Annotated in this window: 25 protein-coding genes and 1 tRNA gene; 15 read left to right on the forward strand and 11 right to left on the reverse strand. The window is 63.5% G+C overall.

Going from position 1 to position 23,156, the window contains the following annotated elements; all coding sequences use genetic code 11:
• Nucleotides 1-625: 625 nt before the first annotated feature.
• Complete coding sequence (locus tag J7302_RS06270; RefSeq protein ID WP_215371908.1) at nt 626-1,066, reverse strand: hypothetical protein; 441 nt, start codon at nt 1,064-1,066, stop codon at nt 626-628.
• On the opposite strand from J7302_RS06270, the gene J7302_RS06275 reads away from it, so the two are divergent.
• On the forward strand, nt 1,065-1,526 hold the full coding sequence (locus tag J7302_RS06275) for a tRNA (cytidine(34)-2'-O)-methyltransferase (RefSeq protein WP_215371910.1): 462 nt from the start codon (nt 1,065-1,067) through the stop codon (nt 1,524-1,526). The genes J7302_RS06270 and J7302_RS06275 overlap by 2 nt on opposite strands.
• Nucleotides 1,527-1,900: 374 nt before the next feature.
• Here the strand turns inward: J7302_RS06275 and secB are convergent, their stop codons facing one another.
• The 3 genes from secB to J7302_RS06290 are packed head-to-tail and all read right to left on the reverse strand — an operon-like array spanning nt 1,901 to nt 3,091.
• A complete protein-coding gene (secB, locus tag J7302_RS06280; RefSeq protein WP_215371912.1) occupies nt 1,901-2,386 on the reverse strand; it encodes a protein-export chaperone SecB in 486 nt (161 codons plus the stop codon).
• A 14-nt stretch (nt 2,387-2,400) separates the two neighbouring features.
• The gene (grxC, locus tag J7302_RS06285) at nt 2,401-2,676 is read right to left on the reverse strand and encodes a glutaredoxin 3 (protein WP_215371915.1); all 276 of its coding nucleotides are present in this window, start codon (nt 2,674-2,676) and stop codon (nt 2,401-2,403) included.
• A 1-nt stretch (nt 2,677) separates the two neighbouring features.
• Nucleotides 2,678-3,091 carry a rhodanese-like domain-containing protein gene (locus J7302_RS06290; protein WP_215371917.1) on the reverse strand — a complete coding sequence of 138 codons (414 nt, stop codon included), beginning with the start codon at nt 3,089-3,091 and terminating at the stop codon, nt 2,678-2,680.
• A gap of 166 nt (nt 3,092-3,257) precedes the next feature.
• On the opposite strand from J7302_RS06290, the gene gpmI reads away from it, so the two are divergent.
• The 4 genes from gpmI to J7302_RS06310 all read left to right on the forward strand — a co-directional run bounded on the left by gpmI (nt 3,258) and on the right by J7302_RS06310 (nt 8,334).
• On the forward strand, nt 3,258-4,793 hold the full coding sequence (gene gpmI, locus J7302_RS06295; protein WP_215371919.1) for a 2,3-bisphosphoglycerate-independent phosphoglycerate mutase: 1,536 nt from the start codon (nt 3,258-3,260) through the stop codon (nt 4,791-4,793).
• 128 nt (nt 4,794-4,921) lie between these two features.
• Nucleotides 4,922-6,184 carry a murein hydrolase activator EnvC family protein gene (locus J7302_RS06300; protein ID WP_215371922.1) on the forward strand — a complete coding sequence of 421 codons (1,263 nt, stop codon included), beginning with the start codon at nt 4,922-4,924 and terminating at the stop codon, nt 6,182-6,184.
• 31 nt (nt 6,185-6,215) lie between these two features.
• Complete coding sequence (locus J7302_RS06305) at nt 6,216-7,535, forward strand: S41 family peptidase (RefSeq protein WP_215371924.1); 1,320 nt, start codon at nt 6,216-6,218, stop codon at nt 7,533-7,535.
• 1 nt (nt 7,536) lies between these two features.
• Entirely contained in the window at nt 7,537-8,334 is a 798-nt protein-coding gene (locus J7302_RS06310) for a divergent polysaccharide deacetylase family protein (RefSeq protein WP_215371926.1), read from the forward strand.
• A 286-nt stretch (nt 8,335-8,620) separates the two neighbouring features.
• On the opposite strand, the gene J7302_RS06315 is transcribed toward J7302_RS06310, so the two are convergent.
• The 7 genes from J7302_RS06315 to hisB form a co-directional block, all read right to left on the reverse strand.
• Nucleotides 8,621-9,376, reverse strand: a complete 756-nt coding sequence (locus J7302_RS06315) for a substrate-binding periplasmic protein (protein WP_215371928.1) — start codon at nt 9,374-9,376, stop codon at nt 8,621-8,623.
• Between the two features lie 132 nt (nt 9,377-9,508).
• Nucleotides 9,509-10,264 carry a substrate-binding periplasmic protein gene (locus J7302_RS06320; protein ID WP_215371930.1) on the reverse strand — a complete coding sequence of 252 codons (756 nt, stop codon included), beginning with the start codon at nt 10,262-10,264 and terminating at the stop codon, nt 9,509-9,511.
• Nucleotides 10,265-10,399: 135 nt separating this feature from the next.
• Nucleotides 10,400-11,170, reverse strand: coding sequence for an imidazole glycerol phosphate synthase subunit HisF (gene hisF, locus J7302_RS06325; protein ID WP_215371933.1), 771 nt, complete (start codon nt 11,168-11,170; stop codon nt 10,400-10,402).
• Between the two features lie 125 nt (nt 11,171-11,295).
• Entirely contained in the window at nt 11,296-12,033 is a 738-nt protein-coding gene (gene hisA, locus J7302_RS06330; protein ID WP_215371935.1) for a 1-(5-phosphoribosyl)-5-[(5-phosphoribosylamino)methylideneamino]imidazole-4-carboxamide isomerase, read from the reverse strand.
• 41 nt (nt 12,034-12,074) lie between these two features.
• Nucleotides 12,075-12,332, reverse strand: a complete 258-nt coding sequence (locus tag J7302_RS06335; protein WP_215371937.1) for a DUF2164 domain-containing protein — start codon at nt 12,330-12,332, stop codon at nt 12,075-12,077.
• Between the two features lie 4 nt (nt 12,333-12,336).
• Nucleotides 12,337-12,975: an imidazole glycerol phosphate synthase subunit HisH gene (gene hisH, locus J7302_RS06340; protein WP_215371939.1), complete on the reverse strand. Its 639-nt coding sequence runs from the start codon at nt 12,973-12,975 to the stop codon at nt 12,337-12,339.
• Nucleotides 12,975-13,568, reverse strand: coding sequence for an imidazoleglycerol-phosphate dehydratase HisB (gene hisB / locus J7302_RS06345; RefSeq protein WP_137821381.1), 594 nt, complete (start codon nt 13,566-13,568; stop codon nt 12,975-12,977). Before hisB ends, hisH begins: the two co-directional genes overlap by 1 nt.
• A 131-nt stretch (nt 13,569-13,699) precedes the next feature.
• Here hisB and J7302_RS06350 point away from each other — a divergent pair, with 131 nt between their 5' ends.
• The 10 genes from J7302_RS06350 (at nt 13,700) to J7302_RS06395 (ending at nt 22,787) form a co-directional block, all read left to right on the forward strand.
• Entirely contained in the window at nt 13,700-14,098 is a 399-nt protein-coding gene (locus J7302_RS06350; protein WP_215371941.1) for an acetyl-CoA sensor PanZ family protein, read from the forward strand.
• Nucleotides 14,099-14,444: 346 nt separating this feature from the next.
• On the forward strand, nt 14,445-16,673 hold the full coding sequence (locus tag J7302_RS06355; protein ID WP_215371943.1) for an AsmA family protein: 2,229 nt from the start codon (nt 14,445-14,447) through the stop codon (nt 16,671-16,673).
• Nucleotides 16,670-17,737, forward strand: a complete 1,068-nt coding sequence (mutY, locus tag J7302_RS06360; RefSeq protein ID WP_215371946.1) for an A/G-specific adenine glycosylase — start codon at nt 16,670-16,672, stop codon at nt 17,735-17,737. The genes J7302_RS06355 and mutY overlap by 4 nt, the downstream gene beginning before the upstream one ends.
• Nucleotides 17,734-18,006, forward strand: a complete 273-nt coding sequence (locus tag J7302_RS06365) for an oxidative damage protection protein (RefSeq protein ID WP_215371948.1) — start codon at nt 17,734-17,736, stop codon at nt 18,004-18,006. Before mutY ends, J7302_RS06365 begins: the two co-directional genes overlap by 4 nt.
• 76 nt (nt 18,007-18,082) lie before the next feature.
• Nucleotides 18,083-18,158 (forward strand) — tRNA-Phe (locus tag J7302_RS06370).
• Between the two features lie 356 nt (nt 18,159-18,514).
• A complete protein-coding gene (locus J7302_RS06375; protein ID WP_215371950.1) occupies nt 18,515-19,288 on the forward strand; it encodes an ABC transporter ATP-binding protein in 774 nt (257 codons plus the stop codon).
• Between the two features lie 17 nt (nt 19,289-19,305).
• Entirely contained in the window at nt 19,306-20,058 is a 753-nt protein-coding gene (locus J7302_RS06380; protein ID WP_215371952.1) for an ABC transporter substrate-binding protein, read from the forward strand.
• Between the two features lie 47 nt (nt 20,059-20,105).
• Entirely contained in the window at nt 20,106-20,801 is a 696-nt protein-coding gene (locus tag J7302_RS06385; RefSeq protein ID WP_215371955.1) for an ABC transporter permease, read from the forward strand.
• Complete coding sequence (locus J7302_RS06390) at nt 20,798-21,487, forward strand: ABC transporter permease (protein WP_215371957.1); 690 nt, start codon at nt 20,798-20,800, stop codon at nt 21,485-21,487. The genes J7302_RS06385 and J7302_RS06390 overlap by 4 nt, the downstream gene beginning before the upstream one ends.
• A gap of 85 nt (nt 21,488-21,572) precedes the next feature.
• Complete coding sequence (locus tag J7302_RS06395) at nt 21,573-22,787, forward strand: methyltransferase (RefSeq protein ID WP_215371959.1); 1,215 nt, start codon at nt 21,573-21,575, stop codon at nt 22,785-22,787.
• Nucleotides 22,788-23,156: the final 369 nt, after the last annotated feature.

The raw sequence follows: 23,156 nt of genomic DNA on the forward strand, positions 1-23,156 counted from the left end.
GCCAATTTCCAAAAAACTGGCACGCCCTCTGCATTAGTCCAGACAACAGCGATTTTGGGGCCCCCGGTACAGGCAGGCCGGGGAATCCCCACTCTTATGCAGGCAGGCTGACCCACAGCCGCCACGGCCCACAGGGGCCGGAGCAAGACAGCGACGCCAGCCCAGGCTGGCGACCAGGTTTCAGGGGGCCTTGGTACAGGCAGGCCGGGGAATCCCCTCTTTTATTCACAGGCGCGCTGGCAGTCCAGCCGCCAGCCCCCCGGCAACGGGGGGCCGCATGCAGAACAGCGTCGCCGGCAACCGCGGGCGATCACCCTTCAGGGGGCCTTGGTACAGGCAGGCCGGGGAATCCCCTCTTTTATTCACAGGCGCGCTGGCACTCCAGCCGCCAAGCCCCGGCAACGGGGCCGCATGCAGAACAGCATCGCCGGCAACAGCGGGCGACCACCCTTCAGGGGGCCTTGGTACAGGCAGGCCGGGGAATCCCCTCTTTTATTCGCAGGCGCGCTTGCACCCCAGCCGCCCGGCCCCGGCAACGGGGCGCATGCAGAACGGCATCGCAAGCAAGCTCAGGCGACCACGTTTCGGGGGCCCTTGGTACAGGCAGGCCAGGGGAACCCCTCTCTTATTCCTCCCGCAACTCGACAGCCAGGCGCCAGCGGCCCTCGCGCTCATCCAGTTGCCAGCCTCCACGCACACCACGCACGGACACGAACCGGAGCAGCATCCCGCCCTGGGAGGCCTGCAGGTGCCAGCTCACAAGGGCACTGCCCATGCGCAGTCGACCTTTCGCTGCCTCGCCTTCGGCACCCAACCAGACGGCATAGGCACCTTCCAACGCCGCTTCACGAACCTCTGGCTCGCCCTCGAACCACAACACCAAGGCATCCGGATGCACCTCGATCACCTTGAGCTGCGCGGGCTCCGGCGACGTCAGGCGGCCAATCATCAGGCCTACCAACAGGCCAAGAAGAGCAAGCGACAGCAAAAAGCGCGGCCACAGGCGCGGCCGTGGGTCCTCATCAGGAGTAGAATGCCGACCGTCTTCGGGCTCGGGGCCATGCATGTTCCACGTCATCCTGTTTCAACCGGAAATTCCGCCAAATACCGGCAACATTATCAGGCTATGCGCCAATTCCGGCTGCCATCTTCACCTGATCGAACCCCTGGGGTTCGAACTGGACGACAAGCGCCTGCGCCGGGCGGGCCTCGATTACCACGAGTACGCCACACTGCGCCGCTACCCCGACCTCGCCACCTGCCTGGAAAGCCTTGGCCAACCGCGCGTGTTCGCCTTTACCACCAAAGGCACGCGACTCTTCCATGAGGTCGAATATCAGCCTGGTGACGCCTTTCTCTTCGGCCCGGAAAGCCGCGGCCTGCCAGAAGAAGTCCGCGAGAGCCTGCCACCCGAGCAGCGCCTGCGCCTACCCATGCGCCCAGGGTGCCGCAGCCTGAACCTCTCCAACACCGTAGCCGTCGCCGTCTACGAAGCCTGGCGGCAGCAGGGTTTCAGCCTGGATTGAGCCTCGATACAGGAGAAGAGCGACCGGCTTCTCCGTGGGGCGAATGGATGGGCTCTGTCTGCGTTGGCTGTTGCCCGTCATCAACGGCCGGATTGAGAGCCTTGCAGGATCGAGGGGGGGACGCCGGATTCTTGCTCGCGAACCGGACCGAGAGCCTTGTAGGAGCGAGCTTGCTCGCGAATCGGACTTTTCGCGAGCAAGCCCGTTCCTACGGGAGATGCATCCCATTGCAACCCCTGGCAAAGAAAGCGTCCATTCATTCGCTACGCAGCCCACAGGGCTGCCTCCAAGCCCCCACGATGCTCCGCCCCGGCAGCGTTCACCCGGACAAAGAAAAAGCGCCCCGAAGGGCGCTTTTTCGTCAGGCTGAAGGGTCAGGCCTGGGCGGGGACTTCACCGGCGGCCTGCATGCGCGCCAGTTCCTGCGCGTAGAGCGCATCGAAGTTCACCGGGGAAAGCATCAGCGCCGGGAAGGAGCCACGGACAACCAGGCTGTCCAGAGTTTCACGGGCGTACGGGAACAGGATGTTCGGGCAGAAGGCGCCGAGGGTGTGGCTCATCGAAGCGGCATCGAGACCCTTGATGAGGAAGATGCCGGCCTGCTGGACTTCAGCGATGAAGGCGGTCTCTTCGCCGTTCTTCACGGTGACGGAGAGGGTCAGCACCACTTCGTGGAAGTCGCCATCCAACGCCTTTTGACGGGTATTGAGGTCCAGGGAAACGCTCGGCGACCACTCCTGGCGGAAGATTTCCGGGCTCTTCGGAGCTTCGAAGGAGAGGTCACGCACGTAGATGCGCTGCAGGGAGAACTGAGGGGTCTGGGAGCCTTGTGCGGCGCCGTTGGTCGCTTGTTCGGTCATGGTCATGCCTTGTTCTAGTGCGTTTCCGTTTGGGCTCGGGCCTGGAGCAAGGCGTCGAGCTTGCCGGCGCGCTCCAGGGCGTACAGATCATCACAGCCGCCCACATGGGTCTGACCGATCCAGATCTGCGGCACCGAAGTACGCCCCGCCTTGCGGGTCATCTCGGCGCGAACTGCGGGGTTGCCATCGACGCTGATTTCTTCGTACTTGACGCCCTTGCTGTCCAGCAGATGCTTTGCACGGATGCAGTAAGGACACCAGGCGCTCGAATAGACGACGATTTCAGCCATCTCACTTCACCAGCGGCAGGTTGTCGCCACGCCAGCTGCCGATGCCGCCGGACAGCTTGAGGGCGTTGTAACCGGCCTTTTTCAGCTCGCTGCAGACGGTGCCTGCATGCTGGCCCATGGCGTCGACCACGATGATGGCCTTTGCCTTGTGCTTCTCCAGCTCGGCGATGCGGCTGGTCAGCTTCTCGTAGGGGATATTCAGGGCGTCGACGATGTGGCCGCTGGAAAAATCCTTGCCGGCACGTACGTCCAGCACCACGGCCTGGCCACCGTTGACCATCGCCGTCAACTCACGAGGGCTGACACTACGGCCGCCACGGCGCATCTCATGGAGCAGCAGCAGCACCAACAGCACGACGAACGATCCACTCAGTACATAGTGGTTAGTGGCAAATTCAATCAAATGGGGCAGCATCAGTGGATTCCGGGACGGTAAAATGCTGGCCAGTATACACAGCCCCACAGGTCGGCCAAACCCCGTCCAGCGGTGACGCCAGCGGAACTTGACCGTAAAATGCCGGACCTTTTCCGGGGCCCCACCGGACTAATCCTCTTCCCTTTGCCGCAGACGAGTCGGACTTATGACAGCCACGCCAAAACCCCTTGTCCTGATCATCCTGGACGGTTTCGGTCACAGTGACAGCCCCAAGTACAACGCTATCCTTGCGGCGAACACGCCGGTCTACGACCGCCTGCGCGCCACTCAGCCCCACGGGCTGATCTCCGGCTCGGGCATGGACGTGGGTCTGCCGGACGGGCAGATGGGCAACTCCGAGGTCGGCCACATGAACCTCGGCGCCGGCCGCGTGGTTTACCAGGACTTCACCCGTGTGACCAAGGCGATCCGCGATGGCGAGTTCTTTACCAACCCCGAGATCACCGGAGCTGTGGATAAGGCCGTCGCCGCCGGCAAGGCCGTACACTTCATGGGGCTGCTGTCTGAAGGCGGCGTGCACAGCCACCAGGATCACCTGGTTGCCATGGCCGAGCTGGCCGCCCAGCGCGGTGCCGAGAAGATCTACCTGCATGCCTTCCTCGATGGCCGCGATACCCCCCCAAAGAGCGCCGAACCCTCCATCAAGCTGCTGGATGAGACGTTCGCCCGCCTGGGCAAAGGCCGCATCGCCAGCCTGATCGGCCGTTACTACGCCATGGACCGCGATAATCGCTGGGACCGCGTGGAAGCTGCCTACAACCTCATTACCGAAGGCCAGGCGGAGTTCACCGCCACCAGCGCCACCGAAGGCCTGGCCGCCGCCTACGAGCGCGGCGAGAGTGACGAGTTCGTCAAGGCCACTCGCATCGGCGAGGCCGTGAAAGTGGAAGACGGCGACGCCGTGATCTTCATGAACTTCCGCGCCGACCGTGCCCGCGAACTGTCGCGCGCCTTCGTCGAGCCAGGCTTCAGGGAGTTCCCGCGCCAGCGCGAGCTCAAGATGGCCGGCTACGTCATGCTGACCCAGTACGCCGCGAACATTCCGGCCCCCAGCGCCTTCAAGCCGGAGCCCCTGAACAACGTCCTGGGCGAATACCTGGCCAAGAACGGCAAGACCCAGCTGCGCATCGCCGAGACCGAGAAGTACGCCCACGTGACCTTCTTTTTCTCCGGCGGCCGCGAAGAGCCCTTCGAAGGCGAAGAGCGCATCCTCATTCCTTCGCCCAAGGTCGCGACCTATGACCTGCAGCCTGAGATGAGCGCTCCCGAGGTCACCGACAAGATCGTCGACGCCATCGAGAACCAGCGCTACGACGTCATCATGGTGAACTACGCCAATGGCGACATGGTCGGCCACACCGGTGTCTTCGCAGCTGCGGTCAAGGCCGTGGAATGCCTGGACACCTGCATGGGCCGCATCGTCACCGCACTGGACAAGGTTGGTGGCGAAGCGCTGATCACCGCCGACCACGGCAATGTCGAGCAGATGGAAGACGAAGTCACCGGCCAGGCACACACCGCCCATACCTGTGAGCCCGTGCCCTTCATCTATGTCGGCAAGCGCGCCGTGAGCCTGCGTGAAGGCGGCGTGCTGGCGGACGTGGCACCGACCATGCTGACCCTCATGGGCCTGCCGATACCTGCGGAAATGACCGGCAAGAGCATCATCGAACTGAAATAAGCGACGCCGACCGCGCGAATTCCACGCGTGTCATCAGGAAACGCCCCGAAGCCTCGGCCCGGGGCGTTTTTTTTGCCGTGCGCGACGGGCATACTAGGCCAGTCCTTTCCCCAGGTGCCGCCTGCCCCATGTTTCGCGCCCTCACACTCGCAGTTCTTGTCAGCCTGATCGGTCCGGTCATGGCCGACCAGCGCGCCGAAACCCAGCAACAGCTCCAGCAAGCCGAGAAGGACATTGCCGAGCTGAAAAAACTGCTGCAGCAAATCCAACAGGAAAAATCCGGTGTCCAGCAGGAACTGAAGAAGTCCGAGACGGAAATGGGCAACCTGGAGCAGCAAGTGAAGGAGCTGCAGCAGGAGCTCGAAAAGAGCGAAGGCGAAGTCAGGCGCATGAACGAGGAGAAAAAAAAACTCCAGGACGCGCGCCTTGAACAGCAGCGACTGATCGCTATCCAGGCCCGTGCGGCTTACCAGAGCGGGCGTCAGGAGTACGTCAAACTGCTGCTCAACCAGCAGCACCCCGAGAAGTTCGCCCGCACCCTCACCTATTACGACTACCTGAGCCAGGCCCGCCTGGAGCAGCTCAACGCCTTCAATGAAACCTTGCGCCAGCTGAGCAACGTCGAGCGCGACATCGTCGATCAGCAAAACCAGCTCAACGAGCAGAAAAGCGCTCTGGAAGGTCGTCGAGAGCAGCTCGCCGAACTACGCAAGGAGCGCCAACTGGCACTGGCCAAGCTCAACAAGGACCTCGGCGAACGCGACCGCTCGCTCAAGTCGCGCCAGGAAGAACAGGCCGACCTGGCCAAGGTACTCAAGACCATCGAAGAGACCCTGGCCCGCCAGGCCAGGGAAGCGCGCGAAGCCGAAGAAGCACGCAAACGCGCCCTTGCCGAACAACAGCGCCAGCTGCGTGAACAGCCATCCGGCTCGAAGCCCTCGACCAGCGGCCCGCTGGTTTCCAGCACCGGCGGCAACTTCGGCGGCCCCTTCGCCAAGGCCCGCGGCCAGTTGCCCTGGCCGGTGGATGGCCGCCTGGTGGCCCGCTTTGGCTCAGCCCGCGGCGGCGACTCGCGGACCAAATGGGATGGCGTAATGATCGGCGCTCCCGCCGGTAGCCAGGTACGCGCCGTGCACGGTGGCCGCGTGGTTTTCGCGGACTGGTTGCGTGGCGCCGGCCTGCTGGTCATCCTCGACCATGGCAATGGTTACTTGAGCCTTTACGGCCACAATCAACGTTTACTGAAGAACGCCGGCGATGTGGTGAAGGCCGGCGAATCGATCGCGACCGTCGGCGCCAGCGGCGGGCAGGAAACGCCAGCCCTTTATTTCGCCATTCGCCAACAGGGCCGCCCAACCGACCCGGCACAGTGGTGCCGAGCGCAAGGATAAGCGCCACCTCATTCAGCAGGAGTTAGTTCGCATGCCGCATCTGTCCCGCCTCACACCCCTGGCCATGGCGCTCGTGCTGCTTGGCGGCGCTCAGTACTCCATGGCCGCCGGGGAGCCGGCACCCCCTCCCGCGCCAGCGGTGAGCGGCAAGGCGCCCTTGCCCCTGGATGAGCTGCGCACCTTCGCCGAGGTCCTCGACCGGATCAAATCCGCCTACGTCGAGCCGGTGGATGACAAAACCCTGCTGGAAAATGCCATCAAGGGCATGCTTAGCAACCTCGACCCGCACTCGGCCTACCTGGAGCCGGAAGATTTCCAGGAGCTGCAGGAAAGCACCAGCGGCGAGTTCGGCGGCCTGGGTATCGAAGTGGGCGCCGAGGACGGCTTCGTCAAGGTCGTCTCGCCCATCGACGACACTCCGGCGTCCAAGGCCGGCATCCAGCCCGGCGACCTGATCGTGAAGATCGACGGCCAGCCCACCAAGGGCATCTCGCTGATGGAAGCGGTGGACAAGATGCGCGGCAAAGCCGGCAGCAGCATCGTCCTGACCCTCGTGCGCGACGGCGGCCAGCCGTTCGACGTGAAACTGACCCGCGCGGTGATCAAGGTCAAGAGCGTGAAGAGCCAACTGCTCGACAACACCTACGGCTACCTGCGCATCACCCAGTTCCAGGTCAACACCGGCGAAGAGGTCGGCAAGGCGCTGGCCAAGCTGCGCAAGGAAAACGGCAACAAGAAACTCAGTGGCCTCGTCCTCGACCTGCGCAACAACCCCGGCGGGGTACTGCAGGCCGCGGTCGAAGTCTCCGACCACTTCCTCAGGAAAGGCCTGATCGTCTACACCAAGGGCCGCATCGCCAACTCCGAACTGCGCTTCTCCGCCGACCCGGCCGACGCCAGCGAGGGCGTGCCGCTGGTCGTGCTGATCAACGGCGGTAGTGCATCGGCCGCGGAGATCGTTGCCGGCGCCCTGCAGGACCACAAGCGTGGCGTGCTCATGGGTACCGACAGCTTTGGCAAAGGCTCGGTGCAGACCGTGCTGCCGCTGAACAACGACCGTGCGCTGAAGCTGACCACTGCGCTCTACTACACCCCGAACGGCCGTTCCATCCAGGCCCAGGGCATCGTGCCCGACATCGAGGTGACGCGCGCCAAGGTGACCCGTGAACAGGACGGCGAAAACTTCAAGGAAGCCGATCTTGCCGGTCACCTCGGCAATGGCAATGGCGGTGCAGATCGCCCCAGCGCGGACAAGGTGCAGAGCAAGCAGCCGCGCCCGCAGGACGACGACTACCAGTTGAGCCAGGCCCTGAACCTGCTGAAAGGCCTGAACGTCACTCGCGAGAACTGAAGTGCGCTGCAGAACCTGGCTGCTGACGCTGTGGTTTGGCGTGCTGGCAGCCGGGAACTGTCTGGCGGTCGAACAGACCAGCCCGCCGAACCCACCGGCGCGCATCGCCCTGATCATCGACGACCTCGGGCAAACGCCGACACGCGACCGCCGCGTTCTCGCCCTGCCCGGTCCAGTTGCCCTCGCCATAATCCCGGACACGCCCCACGCCTTTGAGCTGGCCGAAGCCACCTACGCCGCCGGCAAGACCGTAATGCTGCACCTGCCGATGGACCCGGCCGACGGCCCATACGCCTGGCATCCGCAACTGACCATCGAGGAACTGCAGCACCGCCTGGAAGCAGCCCTGCAACGCGTCCCCCACGCGCGCGGCCTGAATAACCATATGGGCAGCCGCATGACGTCGCAGCGTCCAGCCATGGCCTGGCTGATGAAAACGCTCCAGCAACAGCACCGGTTCTTCATCGACAGCCGCACCAGCGCCACAACCGTGGCGGCCGCCGAAGCTCAGAAGATCGGCCTGGCCAGCCTCTCGCGGGATATTTTCCTGGACGACGACCCCAGCCCTGCGGCCATCGCTTCACAATTCGCCGCCGGACTGAAGCTGGCACGCAAGCAGGGTTCAGCCGTGATGATCGGCCATCCTTACCCGGCGACCCTTGAACTGCTGGAACGCGAGTTGCCGCGATTACGCGCGCAGGGCATCGAACTGATCGACGTGGAAATGCTCATCGCCCTGCGCGGCAACCGTGCCATGGCGGCCCATGGCAAGGGCGGGGTTTACAGGAATCAGTTGTAGGGGCAGGACAGTTCCTTGTGGGGACGAATGAATTAGCTCTGTCCGCGTTAAGCGTTGCAAGTGGCTGCATTCCTTGTAGGAGCGAGGGGCATCCCTCACCCCGACCCTCTCCCAGAGGGAGAGGGGATTAATCCACGCCACCGGGCGCATTTCTCGTGGGGGCGAATTCATTCGCGAAAGCAGGCCGAAGGTCTGCCCTCCAAGCTCCGAGCTCCGAGCTCCGAGCTCCGAGCAGGCTCGGACTTCCCTCACCCCCAGCCCTCTCCCTGAGGGAGAGCGGAGTTGCTCAGAGATAGTTCTGCGTGACGTCGTCGACGAAGCCTTCGCTGCGCATCTGGTCCAACGCTTTCTGCAGGCGCTCGATCACCTCGTCCGGGGTGTCTTTGTTGAAGGCCAGGTACAGCTCCGCTTCGTTGAAGCGCAGCACCGTCTGCAGACCGCTGACACCTTCCTGCTTGGCCAGGTAACGCCCAACCGGATCGGTGGTGGCCCACAGGTCGATCTGCCCCTTGAGCAGCTTCTTCACGTTCTCCTGGTCGCGCAGCGCGTTCTGTGGTGCGATGCCCTGGCTCTCCAGGTGCTGGCTGACCGCATCGTTCTTATAGGCACCGATGCGGTATTGCGCGGCACTCTTCAGGTCCTTGACGCTGAGGTTGTTGCCCGGTGCCGCCAGGAGTACCCAGCCGGTCTTGGCGATCGGACCAACCCATTTGAACAGCGGTTGACGCTCGGCGGTGAAGGTGGTCGAGAACAGGCCGTAGTTCGGCTTGTCCAGGGTCAGGCGATAGAGGCGGTCCCAGGGAAAGCGCAGCGTCAGGCTGTAATTGACGCCGGCCCGCTTGAACATCTCGCGCACGATATCCGCACTGATACCGTCGATACCGTCATCGCGGGCGAAGTTCTTGTCGTCCACCGCCATGTTGAAGGGCGGGAAATTCTCGGTGAGCAACACCACCTTGTAGTCGGCCGGCAACTCAGCGCGGGCCCCAAAGGCGAAGCACATCAGGCCCACGGTCAGGGCACGTTGTAACAACTTCTGCATTGTCATACCGCTCGCTTGGATTTGTGATTGTGGCTAGCGGCGTCCCTGCATGGGCCGGAGCCCACAGACGTACGACACGATCCGTCCTGCCTTCCATGGCAAGCGACCGGCTTGTGGCCGGTCGCTGGGGTCTTACAGATAGCTATTGAGAATCTCGTCGACGAAACCTTCGCTGCGCATCTGGTCGAGCGCGGCCTGCAGCTTCTGGACAACCGCATCCGGCACGTCCTTGTTCAGCGCCAGGTACAGCTCGGCCTGGTTGAAGCGCAGTACGGTCTTCAGGCCGGCAACACCTTCTTGCTTGGCCAGGTAGCGTCCAGCCGGGTCGCCCGTGGCCCAGAGATCGATCTGGCCCTTCTCCAGCTTCCTGGCGTTTTCCTGATCGCGCAGCGCCGTGATGGGTTCCAGCTTCTGCTGGGCGAGGTATTCGGCAATGGCATCGCCCTTGTAGGCGCCGATCTTGTACTTCCGGGCTTCTTCGAGGCTGGCCAGGCTGATCGGGCTATCGCCGCGCGCCAGCAGGATCCAGTCGTCCGGACCGATCGGGCCGACCCACTTGAAGGACTGCTCACGCTCTGGCAGCCGCGCGGTCACGAACACGCCATAACCCGGCTTTTCCAGCGCCAGCTTGTAGATACGATCCCAGGGGAAGCGAAGGGTCAGGCTGTACTTGACCCCGGCACGCTTGAACATCTCGCGCACGATGTCGACGGCGATGCCATCGATATTGTCTTCCTGGGCAAAGTTCTTGCCGTTGATTGCCATGTTGTACGGCGGGAAGTTTTCAGTCAGCAGGACGACGTTGTAATTCTCATCCACTTGGGCACGAGCCGCGCCAGCGAGCACCATCAGGGTACCGGCCAGGGCGAGCAGCAAGCGTTTCGGCATTTACGACTACCTTCCAGGGGAGATGGGAAATGTGCTGAGCTTAACCTCGCTGGCGCAAGATTCGGGCATCAGCAGCCCAGGCTGCGAAATCCGTCACGCGGCGCAGCCTGGGTGAGAGGGACGCAAGAATCGTGCTCAGCGCACCACGATGCCACGGCTGGCCAGGTAGGCCTTGGCCTCCGGCACGGTGTACTCACCGAAGTGGAAGATGCTCGCCGCCAGAACGGCGTCGGCCTTGCCTTCGAGAATGCCTGCGGCGAGGTGCTCGAGATTGCCGACGCCGCCAGAGGCGATCACCGGGATGCCCACGGCCTCGGAGATAGCGCGGGTGACGCCGAGGTCATAACCGCTCTTGACGCCATCCTGGTCCATGCTGGTGAGCAGGATTTCGCCGGCACCCAGGTCTTCCATCTTCGAGGCCCAGGCCACGGCATCCAGGCCGGTGGGCTTGCGCCCGCCATGGGTGAAGATTTCCCAGCGCGGTGTTTCGCCGGGGGCGGAGACCTTCTTCGCGTCGATGGCGACCACGATGCACTGTGAGCCGAAGCGCGACGCGGCCTCGCCCACGAACTCAGGGGTGAACACGGCGGCGGTATTGATCGACACCTTGTCGGCACCCGCGTTGAGCAGGTTGCGGATGTCCTGCACGGTACGCACGCCGCCACCCACTGTCAGCGGGATAAACACCTGGCTGGCCATGCGCTCGACGGTATGCAGGGTGGTGTCGCGGCCGTCGACACTGGCGGTGATGTCGAGAAAGGTGATCTCGTCAGCGCCCTGCTCATCGTAACGACGGGCGATTTCCACCGGGTCGCCGGCGTCGCGGATGTTCTCGAACTTGACGCCCTTGACCACGCGGCCGTTGTCGACGTCGAGGCAAGGGATGATGCGTTTTGCCAGTGCCATAACTGTGTTCTCGTTGGATGGGTCGGGCGGCGTTCTGCGGAGCGGAGCGATACCCATCAGCCTCGCTGATCGGGGCTCCTTCGGTGGGTTACGCCGCTGCGCGGCTAACCCACCCTACATGCTTGTTAACCCTTGTAGTTATCGCAGAAAGCCTGGGCCTCAGCGACGTCCAGGGTGCCTTCATAGATCGCACGGCCGGTGATGGCACCGATGATGCCCGGGGCCTTGGCGGCCAGCAGCTTCTCGATATCGCCGAGGTTGTGGATACCGCCCGAGGCGATCACCGGGATCTTGCTGGCAGCGGCCAGGGCGGCGGTGGCTTCGACGTTGCAGCCCTGCATCATCCCGTCCTTGGCGATGTCGGTGTAGACGATCGCGGCTACGCCATCGGCCTCGAAACGCTTGGCCAGGTCGACCGCCTGCACGGTGCTGACTTCGGCCCAACCGTCGGTGGCGACGAACCCGTCCTTGGCATCCAGGCCGACGATCACCTTGCCGGGGAACGCCTTGCACGCCTCGGTGACGAATTCCGGTTGTTTGACTGCCTTGGTGCCGATGATCACGTAGCTCACACCAGCGCGCACATAGTGCTCGATGGTTTCCAGCGAGCGGATGCCGCCGCCGATCTGGATCGGCAGGTTCGGGTAACGCTTGGCGATGGCGGTAACGACTTCACCGTTGACCGGCTGGCCTTCGAAAGCGCCGTTCAAGTCCACCAGGTGCAGGCGACGGCAGCCGCCCTCCACCCACTTGGCGGCCATGCTCACCGGGTCGTCGGAGAACACGGTGGAATCTTCCATACGGCCCTGGCGCAGACGCACGCAGGCGCCGTCCTTCAGATCGATAGCGGGGATAATCAGCATCGGTTCAACCTGTTCGAAGTCAGTGATATCGGGATCGGCGCTCAGCTCTTCTCGAGCGCCCACAAGTCGCTTTCGATGCTTTCGAACCTGTCTTTCAGGTGCGCCTGCACATCGGAAATCGCCTTGTTGTAGAAATGCGGCGCGAACTCCTGAGCGAAGAAATCCAGGAGTTCCTCAGCCTCGAAGGAGCCCAGCTCCAACTCGAAGCGGTCCGCCATGAAACGCTTGATCGCCAGCACGGCGCCTTGGGTCTGCTCAGCGTCGAGTCGCAGGGTCGGTGCCTTCTTCGCCCGGCTCATGGGCTTACCAGCGCCCGTCCCAGGCGGCGAAGTTCTGCAGCAACTGCAGGCCGTGGGTATGGCTCTTCTCCGGGTGGAACTGCACCGCGAAGCGCGAGCCCTCGGCCAGGGCAGCGGCGAAGTCCTTGCCGTAGTGGCCGCGACCGACTACCTGCTTGGGATTGCCGGCCTCGATGTAATAGCTGTGCACGAAGTAGAAACGCGCCAGATCCGGAATGCTGTGCCAGAGCGGATGGTCGACCGTCTGCTGCACTTCGTTCCAGCCCATGTGCGGCACCTTGAGGTGCTCACCGTCCTCGATCAGATCCTTGCCGAAGAAGCGCACCTGGCCAGGGAACAGGCCGATGCAATCGACGCCGTCGTTCTCTTCACTGTGCTCCAGCAGCGCCTGCATGCCGACGCAGATGCCGAGGAACGGACGATCCTTGCTGACTTCGGGCACCAGGGTGTCGAAGCCGAGGCGACGGATTTCCGCCATGCAGTCGCGAATCGCGCCCACACCCGGGAAGACCACGCGGTCCGCCTCGCGGATCACGCTGGCATCGCTGGTAACCAGCACGCGGCCGGCACCGACGTGTTCGAGGGCCTTGGCAACCGAGTGCAGGTTGCCCATGCCGTAATCGATGACTGCAACCGTCTGCATCAGAGCACGCCCTTGGTGGAAGGCATCTGCCCGACCATGCGCGGATCGCGCTCGACGGCCATGCGTAGGGCGCGGCCGAAGGCCTTGAACACGGTTTCGATCTGGTGGTGGGTGTTGTGCCCGCGCAGGTTATCGATGTGCAGGCTCACCAGGGCGTGGTTGACGAAGCCCTGGAAGAACTCCTGGAACAGGTCGACGTCGAATCCACCGACCACGGCGCGGGTGAACGGCACGTGCATCTGCAGGCCCGGGCGACCGGAGAAGTCGATCACCACGCGCGACAGGGCCTCATCCAGCGGCACATAGGAGTGGCCGTAGCGGACGATGCCCTTCTTGTCGCCGATGGCCTGGGTGAAGGCCTGGCCGAGGGTAATGCCGACGTCTTCGACAGTGTGGTGGTCGTCGATATGCAGATCGCCCTTGCACTCGATGTCCAGGTCGATCAGTCCATGGCGGGCGATCTGGTCGAGCATGTGCTCCAGAAAGGGCACGCCGATATCGAAGCGTGCTTTACCAGTGCCATCCAGGTTAATCGAGACCTTGATCTGGGTCTCCAGGGTGTTGCGTTCGACGGACGCCGTACGTTCGGCCATCACCAGCTCCACAAAAAAGGCTCACGAAAAAAGTTTGCCATTATAGGCCGCAGCCTGTGGACGCGGCTACCGACAGCGGTCGGCGGGGATTACACTGCCCGCCCCGCCCGCAATCGCCTCCTGGAGCCGCCATGCCCGTGATCGTCGAAACCGTCAGCGCCCCCTCCGCGCAGGATCGCAGCGACCTGGAGAAGATCTATGCCGATGCGCCGGACTGGCTCCTGCCGCCGTTCGCCGACGCCGGGGAACTGATCGGGCAGGGCATTGCTCGCGGCCAATTGCTGGCGGGGCGCTTCAACGATCGCCTGCTGGGCGCCGCGCTGCTGGAAAAAGGCGAAGACCACTGGCGGTTATCGCACCTCTGCGTCCGCAAGGTCACCCGCCAACGCGGTGTGGGCCGCCGCCTGGTGGACGAAGCCACGCGCCTGGCCCGTGAAGCCGGCAAGCCGCTGCGCCTCGCCGCACCGCGCGACCATCTGGAAACCCAGGCCCTGGCAGCGCGCCTGCACCTGCCGCTGGACCCACTTTGAACAACCACCTCTCGTAGGATCGAGGGGGACGCCGAGTTCTTGCTCGCGAACCGGAAAGAACAGGACAGGCGCTTCGCGAGCGAGCTCGCTCCTACAGCATGTGCATGCCCACGCCGCAGGTTGGGCAGGGCACCGCGAAGCCCAACACCTATTTCCACGCCGCTTCGCTGGCCTTCACTACGTTCAGCTCCAACCTGCGCCGAATCACGCTGAACCGTCGGCCGCTTTTGCCCTCCAAAGACCCAACTGCCGCAAACCGAGCCAGCGGCCGCCACACGCCATCGCCTTTGACCCGGCGCTATACTCGGCGACTTGAAATCCAACGATCCATCACAAGGACCGGTCAATGAAAGCCTTCGGCAAAATCCTGGGCCTAACCCTCCTCGGGCTGCTGTTGATCATCGTGGCCCTGGGCTTCGCCCTGACCCACCTGTTCGACCCCAACGACTACAAGGACGAGATCCAGCAACTGGCCCGCGACAAGGCCAACCTGGAACTTACCCTGAAAGGCGACATCGGCTGGAGCCTCTTCCCCTGGCTGGGCCTCGAACTGCATCAGGCCACCCTCGCCAGCGCCGTGACGCCTGAAAAACCCTTCGCCGACCTCGACATGATCGGCCTTTCCGTCCGCGTGCTGCCGCTACTGCGTCGCGAAGTGCAGATGAGCGACATCCGCGTCGAAGGCCTCAACCTGACCCTGCAGCGCGACGAAAAGGGCCAAGGCAACTGGGAAGATATCGGCCGTCCCGCGAAGGCCCCAGCCTCCGCGCCCGCCGGCAGTCCTGCGCCGACAGATCAGCCGGCCCAGGCCCCCGCTGCGAAGCAAGAGTCTCGCCCGATCAAACTCGATATCGACAGCCTCACCGTCCACAACGCACGCATCGATTACACCGACGCCAAGAGCGGACAGCAGTTCAGCGCCGAAGGTATCGAGCTGTCCACGGGCGCCATCCGCGAAGGCGCCAGCATCCCGCTCAAGCTCAGCGCCTTCTTCGGTACCAATCAACCAGTGCTGCGCGCCAAGACCGAGCTCACTGGCAAGCTACGCTTCGATCGTGCCCTCAAGCGCTACCAGCTCGAAGACCTCAAGCTCAACGGCGAGGCCTCCGGCGAGCCGCTCAAGGGCAAGACCGTCGCCTTCAGCGCGCAGGGCCAACTGCTGGCCGACCTGGCCGCCAACGTCGCCGAATGGGACAGCCTCAAGCTCTCGGCCAACCAGCTGCGCGCACTGGGCGAACTCAAGGTGCACGACCTGGACAAGACCGCGCGCCTGGAAGGCGGGCTGTCCATCGCCCCGCTCAACCTGCGGGAGTTCCTCGATGGCGTAGGCGTCGAGCTGCCCCCCATGAGCGATGCAGCCAGCCTGCAGAAGTTCGAACTGGTCTCCAAGCTTGCCGGCAGCCCGGACAGCATTGCCTTCGAGGGACTCAATCTCAAACTCGATGGCAGCACCCTCAGCGGTCGTGTCGCCGTCGCCAGCTTTGCCAACAAGGCCGTCCGCGTGCAGCTCAAGGGCGACCAACTCGACCTTGATCGCTACCTGCCGCCCAAGGCTGAAGAGAAGGAAAAGGCCGTCGCCAGCACTGCCCGCCAGGCCGAGGTAAAAAGCACCGTCGACGCTGCCAGCCAGGGCAATACTCCACTGCCCAATGCCCCGACCCAGCAAGCCTGGAGCGAAGACCCGGTCCTGCCCATGGACCAGCTGCGCAAGCTGGACCTCGAGGCCACGCTGAACTTCGGCCAGCTCACCGTGAACAAGCTGCCGATGAGCGACGTCAGCCTCAAGGCCAACGGCAAAGGCGGCCTGGTGACCCTGGAAGACATGCGCGGCGAGCTGTTCGGCGGCAACTACCAGGCCAGCGCACAGATCGACGTGCGCCCGGCCGTGCCGCTGATGACCGCGAAGAAGCGCGTCAGCAACGTCCCCGTGGACCAGCTGCTCAAAGCCATCGAGCAGAAGCCACCGGTCAGGGGCCAGATGGACATGAATGCCGATATCAGCACCAGCGGCAACAGCATGAAAGCCTGGATAGACGGCCTGAACGGCACCGCCAGCTTCGCACTGAATGACGGCGCCCTACTCGACGCCAACCTCGAACTGCAACTCTGCCAAGGCATCGCCACGCTCAACCGCAAAGTCCTGAGCAACGGCCATGGCGGCAAGGAAACGCCATTCGAAGAGCTCAAAGGCTCGCTCGTCTTCCACAATGGCGTCGCCAACAACCCCGACCTCAAGGCCCGCATCCCCGGGCTCACCGTCCAGGGCAATGGCGATGTCGATCTGCGCGTCCTCGGCCTCGACTATCGCCTGGGCATCACCATCGAAGGCGACAAGAGCGAAATGCCGGACCCGGCCTGCCAGGTCAATGAACGCTACGTTGGCATCGAGTGGCCGCTGCGCTGCCGCGGTCCGCTGGAACTGGGCGCCAAGGCCTGCCGCCTGGACAAGGACGGCATGGGCAAAATCGCTGCCAAGCTGGCCGGCGACAAGCTGAACGAGAAACTGGAAGAGAAACTGGGCGACAAGGTCAGCCCGGAACTCAAGGACGCACTCAAGGGGCTGTTCAAACAATGACCCCCGAGCAGTTCTCCAACGCCGTCCTCGACTGGTACGACAGCCACGGCCGCAAGGACCTGCCTTGGCAGCTGGGCATCACGCCCTACCGCGTCTGGGTATCGGAAATCATGCTGCAGCAGACCCAGGTCAGCACCGTCCTGGGCTACTTCGACCGTTTCATGGAAGCCCTGCCCAGCGTGCAGGCCCTGGCCGACGCGCCGGAGGACGAAGTCCTGCACCTGTGGACCGGCCTCGGCTACTACACCCGCGCGCGCAACCTGCAGAAGACCGCGCAACGCGTGGTTGCCGAATTCGGCGGCGAGTTCCCCCGCGATGTCGATCAGCTCGCCGAGCTGCCAGGCATCGGTCGCTCCACCGCTGGCGCCATCGCCAGCCTGTCGATGGGCCTGCGCGCACCGATCCTCGACGGCAACGTCAAGCGCGTGCTGGCTCGATATGTCGCCCAGGAGGGCTACCCCGGCGAACCGAAGGTGGCCAAGCAACTCTGGGATGTCGCCGAACGCTTCACCCCGCAGACCCGTGTGAACAACTACACCCAGGCGATGATGGATCTAGGCGCGACCCTGTGCACCCGGAGCAAGCCCAGCTGCCTGCTGTGTCCACTACAGAGCGGCTGCAAGGCGCACCAACTCGGCCGGGAGACCGCCTACCCTGCCCCCAAACCGCGCAAGGCAATTCCACAGAAACGCACGCTGATGCCCTTGCTGGCCACCCGCGACGGCGCAATCCTGCTTTACCGGCGCCCTTCCAGCGGACTCTGGGGCGGGCTCTGGAGCTTGCCCGAACTGGACGACCTCGACGCCCTCGCCCCGCTCGCCAGCCAGCACGCCCTCAGCCTGGGCGAACGCCGTGCACTGCCAGGCCTGACCCACACCTTCAGCCATTTCCAGTTGGCCATCGAGCCCTGGCTGGTCCAGGTGGCGGGCAGCGCCCCCGCCGTGGCCGAGGGCGATTGGCTCTGGTATAACCTCGCCACCCCGCCGCGCCTGGGCCTCGCCGCTCCGGTGAAGAAGCTGCTCAAGCGCGCCGCCGACGTGTTGAACGCAGGAGAGATGTCATGACTCGCACCGTAATGTGCCGCAAATACAAAGAGGAACTGCCGGGCCTGGCACGTCCACCATACCCGGGCGCCAAGGGCGAGGACCTCTTCAACCACGTCTCGCAGAAAGCCTGGGACGAGTGGCAGAAGCACCAGACCATGCTCATCAACGAGCGTCGCCTGAACATGATGAATGCCGAGGATCGCAAGTTCCTCCAGACGGAAATGGACAAGTTCCTTTCCGGCGAGGAGTACGCCAAAGCCGAGGGTTATGTACCCCCGAGCGCGTAAGCGCCCGGAATAACTAAAATTTTTTTCAAAAGGCGCTTGACTCCCCCCCGGCAAATCCGTTTAATAGCGCCCCGTTGCCCAGGTAGCTCAGTCGGTAGAGCAGGGGATTGAAAATCCCCGTGTCGGCGGTTCGATTCCGTCCCTGGGCACCACTAATACCGAACAAAAAGCCTCAGCCAAGTGCTGGGGCTTTTTGCTTTCCGGGGCAAGAATCCCGCTTTACCTGTAGGAGCGAGCTTGCTCGCGAAAAGGTCCGGTTCGCGAGCAAGCTCGCTCCTACGAGAACGATATCGCGCAACAGGATTGCCGGACGCCCCGACCGCATCCTCCCCCCTTCTTTTCCGATTCCGCGACAACCAACTGCAGCGATGCGACAACCTCGACCGCAGAGCCTGTCCGGGGCCCGCTGCACGCTTGGCGCTCAACAAACCGCTGTGCTAGCTTCCCGCATCGCCAGGACGGCTGAAAATAGCCGCCGGAGCGCCCCGAACAAGAAGAGGACCCCTTAATGGCCCAAGCCACGCCTGCGCTTGAAATCCGCAACCTGCACAAACGCTACGGCGACCTTGAAGTGCTCAAGGGCATTTCCCTGACCGCACGAGACGGCGACGTCATCTCGATTCTCGGCTCCTCCGGCTCAGGCAAGTCCACCTTCCTGCGCTGCATCAACCTGCTGGAAAACCCACACCAGGGGCAGATCTTCGTCGCAGGTGAAGAGCTCAAGCTCAAGCCCAGCAAGTCCGGTGAACTGGTCGCCGCAGACAACAAGCAGATCAATCGCATGCGCAGCGAGATCGGCTTCGTGTTCCAGAACTTCAACCTCTGGCCGCACATGACGGTGCTCGACAACATCATCGAGGCCCCGCGTCGCGTACTGGGCCAGAGCAAGGCAGAAGCCACCGAAATGGCCGAGGCCCTGCTGGCCAAGGTCGGCATCGGCGACAAGCGCCACGTTTACCCCACCCAGCTTTCCGGCGGCCAGCAGCAACGCGCGGCCATCGCCCGAACCCTGGCCATGCAACCCAAGGTCATCCTGTTCGACGAACCCACCTCGGCGCTCGACCCCGAGATGGTACAAGAAGTGCTTAACGTGATCCGCGCGCTGGCCGAAGAAGGCCGCACTATGCTGTTGGTCACCCACGAGATGAACTTCGCCCGTCATGTGTCCAGCGAAGTGGTGTTTCTCCACCAGGGGTTGGTGGAGGAACAGGGTCCGCCGCAGCAGGTGTTCGAAAACCCGCAATCGGCGCGCTGTAAACAATTCATGTCCAGCAATCGCTAAACACGGAGCAAGATCGAATGAAGAACTACAAGAAGATTCTGCTGGCTGCAGCCGCAACCCTGGCTTTCGGCACCAGCGCCGTAGCCGCCGACAAGTTGAAGATCGGTACCGAAGGTGCCTACCCACCCTTCAACCTGATCGATGCCAGCGGCCAGGTCGGCGGCTTCGACGTCGAGATCGCCCAAGCCCTGTGCGCCAAGATGAAGGCCGAGTGTGAAGTGGTCACTTCCGACTGGGACGGCATCATCCCGGCCCTGAACGCCAAGAAGTTCGACTTCCTCGCCGCCTCCATGTCGGTCACCGAAGAACGCAAGCAGGCGGTTGACTTCACCGACCCCTACTACACCAACAAACTGCAGTTCGTTGCCCCGAAAGGCACCGAATTCAAGACCGACAAGGCCAGCCTGAAAGGCAAGGTAATCGGCGCCCAGCGAGCAACCATCGCCGGCACCTGGCTGGAAGACAACATGGCCGACATCGTCGACATCAAGCTCTACGACACCCAGGAAAACGCCTACCTCGACCTGTCCTCCGGCCGTGTCGATGCCGTGCTGGCCGACAAGTTCGTCAACTGGGAATGGCTGAAGAGCGACGCCGGCAAGGACTTCGAGTTCAAGGGCGACCCGGTGTTCGACAACGACAAGATCGCCATTGCCGTGCGCAAGGGTGACCCACTGCGTGAGAAGCTGAACACCGCACTGAAGGAAATTGTCGCTGACGGCACCTACAAGAAGATCAACGACAAATACTTCCCCTTCAGCATCTATTGACCTGCCCACCGGTGCCGCCTGATGGCGGCACCGGCACCTGACCTCCTATGACCCTAGATCTCTACGGATTCGGTCCAGCCCTAGCCGCGGGCACACTCATGACCATCAAGCTGGCGCTGTCCGCGCTCTCGGTGGGTCTGGTGCTCGGCCTGCTCGGTGCGCTGGCCAAGACTTCCCCCGTCAAGCCTCTGCAATGGCTCGGCGGCACCTACTCAACCCTCGTCCGGGGCGTCCCCGAACTGCTCTGGGTCCTGCTGATCTACTTCGGCACGGTCAACCTGATGAACTCGCTGGGCGAATGGCTCGGCATGCCGGGGCTGGAACTCAACGCCTTCGCCGCCGGCACCATCGCCCTCGGCTTGTGCTTCGGCGCCTACGCCACTGAAGTGTTCCGCGGCGCCATCCTGGCCATTCCCAAGGGGCACCGCGAAGCCGGTATGGCCCTGGGCCTGTCCAAGAGCCGCATCCTCTGGCGCCTGATCCTGCCGCAGATGTGGCGCATCGCCCTGCCGGGCCTGGGCAACCTGTTCATGATCCTGATGAAGGACACCGCACTGGTCTCGGTCATCGGCCTCGAAGAGATCATGCGCCGCTCGCAGATCGCGGTTACCGCGAGTAAGCAGCCGTTCACCTTCTACATGGTCGCTGCCTTCATCTACCTCGGCCTGACCATCCTCGCGATGATCGGCCTGTACTGGCTGGAGAAGCGCGCAGGCCGCGGCTTCAAGCGGAGCGCAGCATGAACTGGGAAGTCATCATCAAGTACCTGCCGCAGCTATCCCAGGGGGCACTGCTGACCCTGGAGCTGGTAGCGATCTCCGTCATCGCCGGCCTGATCCTCGCACTGCCCATGGGCATCGCCCGTGCGTCCCGACACTGGTACGTGCGCGCCCTGCCTTACGGCTACATATTCTTCTTCCGCGGCACGCCGCTGCTGGTGCAGCTGTTCCTCGTCTACTACGGCCTGGCGCAGTTCGATGTCGTACGCAAAGGGCCGCTCTGGCCGTACCTGCGAGATCCCTTCTGGTGCGCCGTCATCACCATGACGCTGCACACCGCAGCCTATATCGCGGAGATCCTGCGTGGCGCCATCCAGGCGGTTCCGCCAGGCGAGATCGAGGCGGCACGAGCGCTCGGCATGTCGCGGGCGCAGGCACTGTTCTACATCATCCTGCCGCGTGCGGCGCGCATCGGCCTGCCGGCCTACAGCAACGAGGTGATCCTGATGGTCAAGGCCAGCGCCCTGGCCAGCACCGTGACCATGCTCGAACTGACCGGCATGGCACGCACCATCATCGCCCGCACCTACATGCCGGTTGAGATCTTCTTCGCCGCCGGCCTGTACTACCTGCTGCTTGCCTACATCCTGGTGCGCGCCTTCCGCCTGCTGGAACGCCGGCTGCGGGTCGACGCCCTGCAGGGCCGCTGATGCGGGGAGCCCCTCATCGCAATGCAGATGAGGGGCACTTCAAGCAACGCTATAATCGGCGCCCCCCTTCAACGCTCCACCCAGCATGACCAGCCCAGCGCCTCTACAAGGCCCGCAGCTGCGGGACCGCTTTGCCGCACTCGACCGCTTCCTGCGCGAGCACCAATCCCTCTGGCGCCCCACCCCGTTCACCGAGCGGGAGCTGCCGTGGGAGCGACAGTACCCGGAACTGGCACATTGGCTGCGGCAACGCACACTGGCCGAAGCCGACGCCATCCACAATCACCCGGAACGCCTCGATGCGCCTGCGCCTTATCCACAGCTGGCCGCGCAATCCAGCGAGCTGGCGAGAATCGGCGATCTGCCGGGTGCAGCTGTCGCTGAATTCCCTCCCCGCCTGGCTGTCGACGTGCCCGGGCGCAAATGGCAGCAGATCGAAGCCTTCGCCACCCGCCTGCAGTTCCGCGAAGCGCCTGGCCACTGGCTAGACTGGTGCGCCGGCAAAGGGCATCTCGGTCGGCTGCTGGCCCATGGCGGCACCCGCCTGACGTGCCTGGAACTCGACCCGGCCCTCGTTGCCAACGGCCAGCAACTCAGCCAGCGCCTGGACCTGACTGCGCGTCACGAGCAACAGGATGTACTGGCCGAAAGCGCCGCGAGCCGCCTGCACACTGAACACACGCCGGTTGCGTTGCATGCCTGCGGCGACCTGCATGTGCGCCTGCTGCAACTGGCCAGCGCCGCCGGTTGCCGACAGCTCGCCGTGGCCCCCTGCTGCTACAACCGCATCCAGACCACGCATTACCAACCGCTGTCCGAGACCGCCAAAACCTCGGCGCTGCACCTGACGCAAGCCGATCTGCGCCTGCCACTCAGTGAAACCGTCACTGCCGGCGCCCGCGTCCGGCGCCAGCGCGACCAATCCATGGCCCGTCGCCTGGCTTTCGACCTGCTCCAACGAGAGCTACGCGGCATTGACGAGTACCTGCCCACTCCATCGTTATCCACAGCCTGGCTGGACAAGACCTTCGCCCAATACTGCGCGGACCTCTGCGAGCTGAAGCAGCTGCCCGCTCCCGGCCTGCGCGATTGGGACGCCCTGGAAGCGCAGGGCTGGCAGCGCCTGGCCGAAGTTCGCAACCTCGAACTGCTGCGCTGCCTGTTCCGCCGTCCGCTTGAAGTCTGGCTGCTGCTGGACCGAGCACTCTTCCTGCAAGAACAAGGCTATAGGGTGAGCCTGGGCAATTTCTGCCCGCCACAACTCACCCCGCGCAACCTGCTGCTGCTGGCAGAACGCTGAGCCAGACACCCCGTCGTTCGCCAGCAAGCTGGCTACAAGCGGCGCCAAATGGAGCTCTTACCCCGTAGGAGCGAGCCTGCTCGCGAACGCCCGAAGGCAAAACCTTCGCCAGCAGCTGGCTCCCACAAGAAAAGACGCTGAACTTGCCCACAGAACCTGTGGATAACTCTGTTAATGAAATCTGGGCAAATGCCCCGAAGCCCTCTCCCTGCGCGGCTCCCAGCATCTGAGCGTTTTTTGGACAACCAAATAAAGCCGAAGAAAAACAGCAGGTTATGGATTTCTGCGAAACACCGCACAAAAAACATGTACTAAAGTGCCATTTTCATCGCCATTGTGCATAAGCCATTCCAAGCTCATTCGCGGTTC

It is taken from the genome of Metapseudomonas boanensis (assembly GCF_018704125.1).
Classification (GTDB): domain Bacteria; phylum Pseudomonadota; class Gammaproteobacteria; order Pseudomonadales; family Pseudomonadaceae; genus Metapseudomonas; species Metapseudomonas boanensis.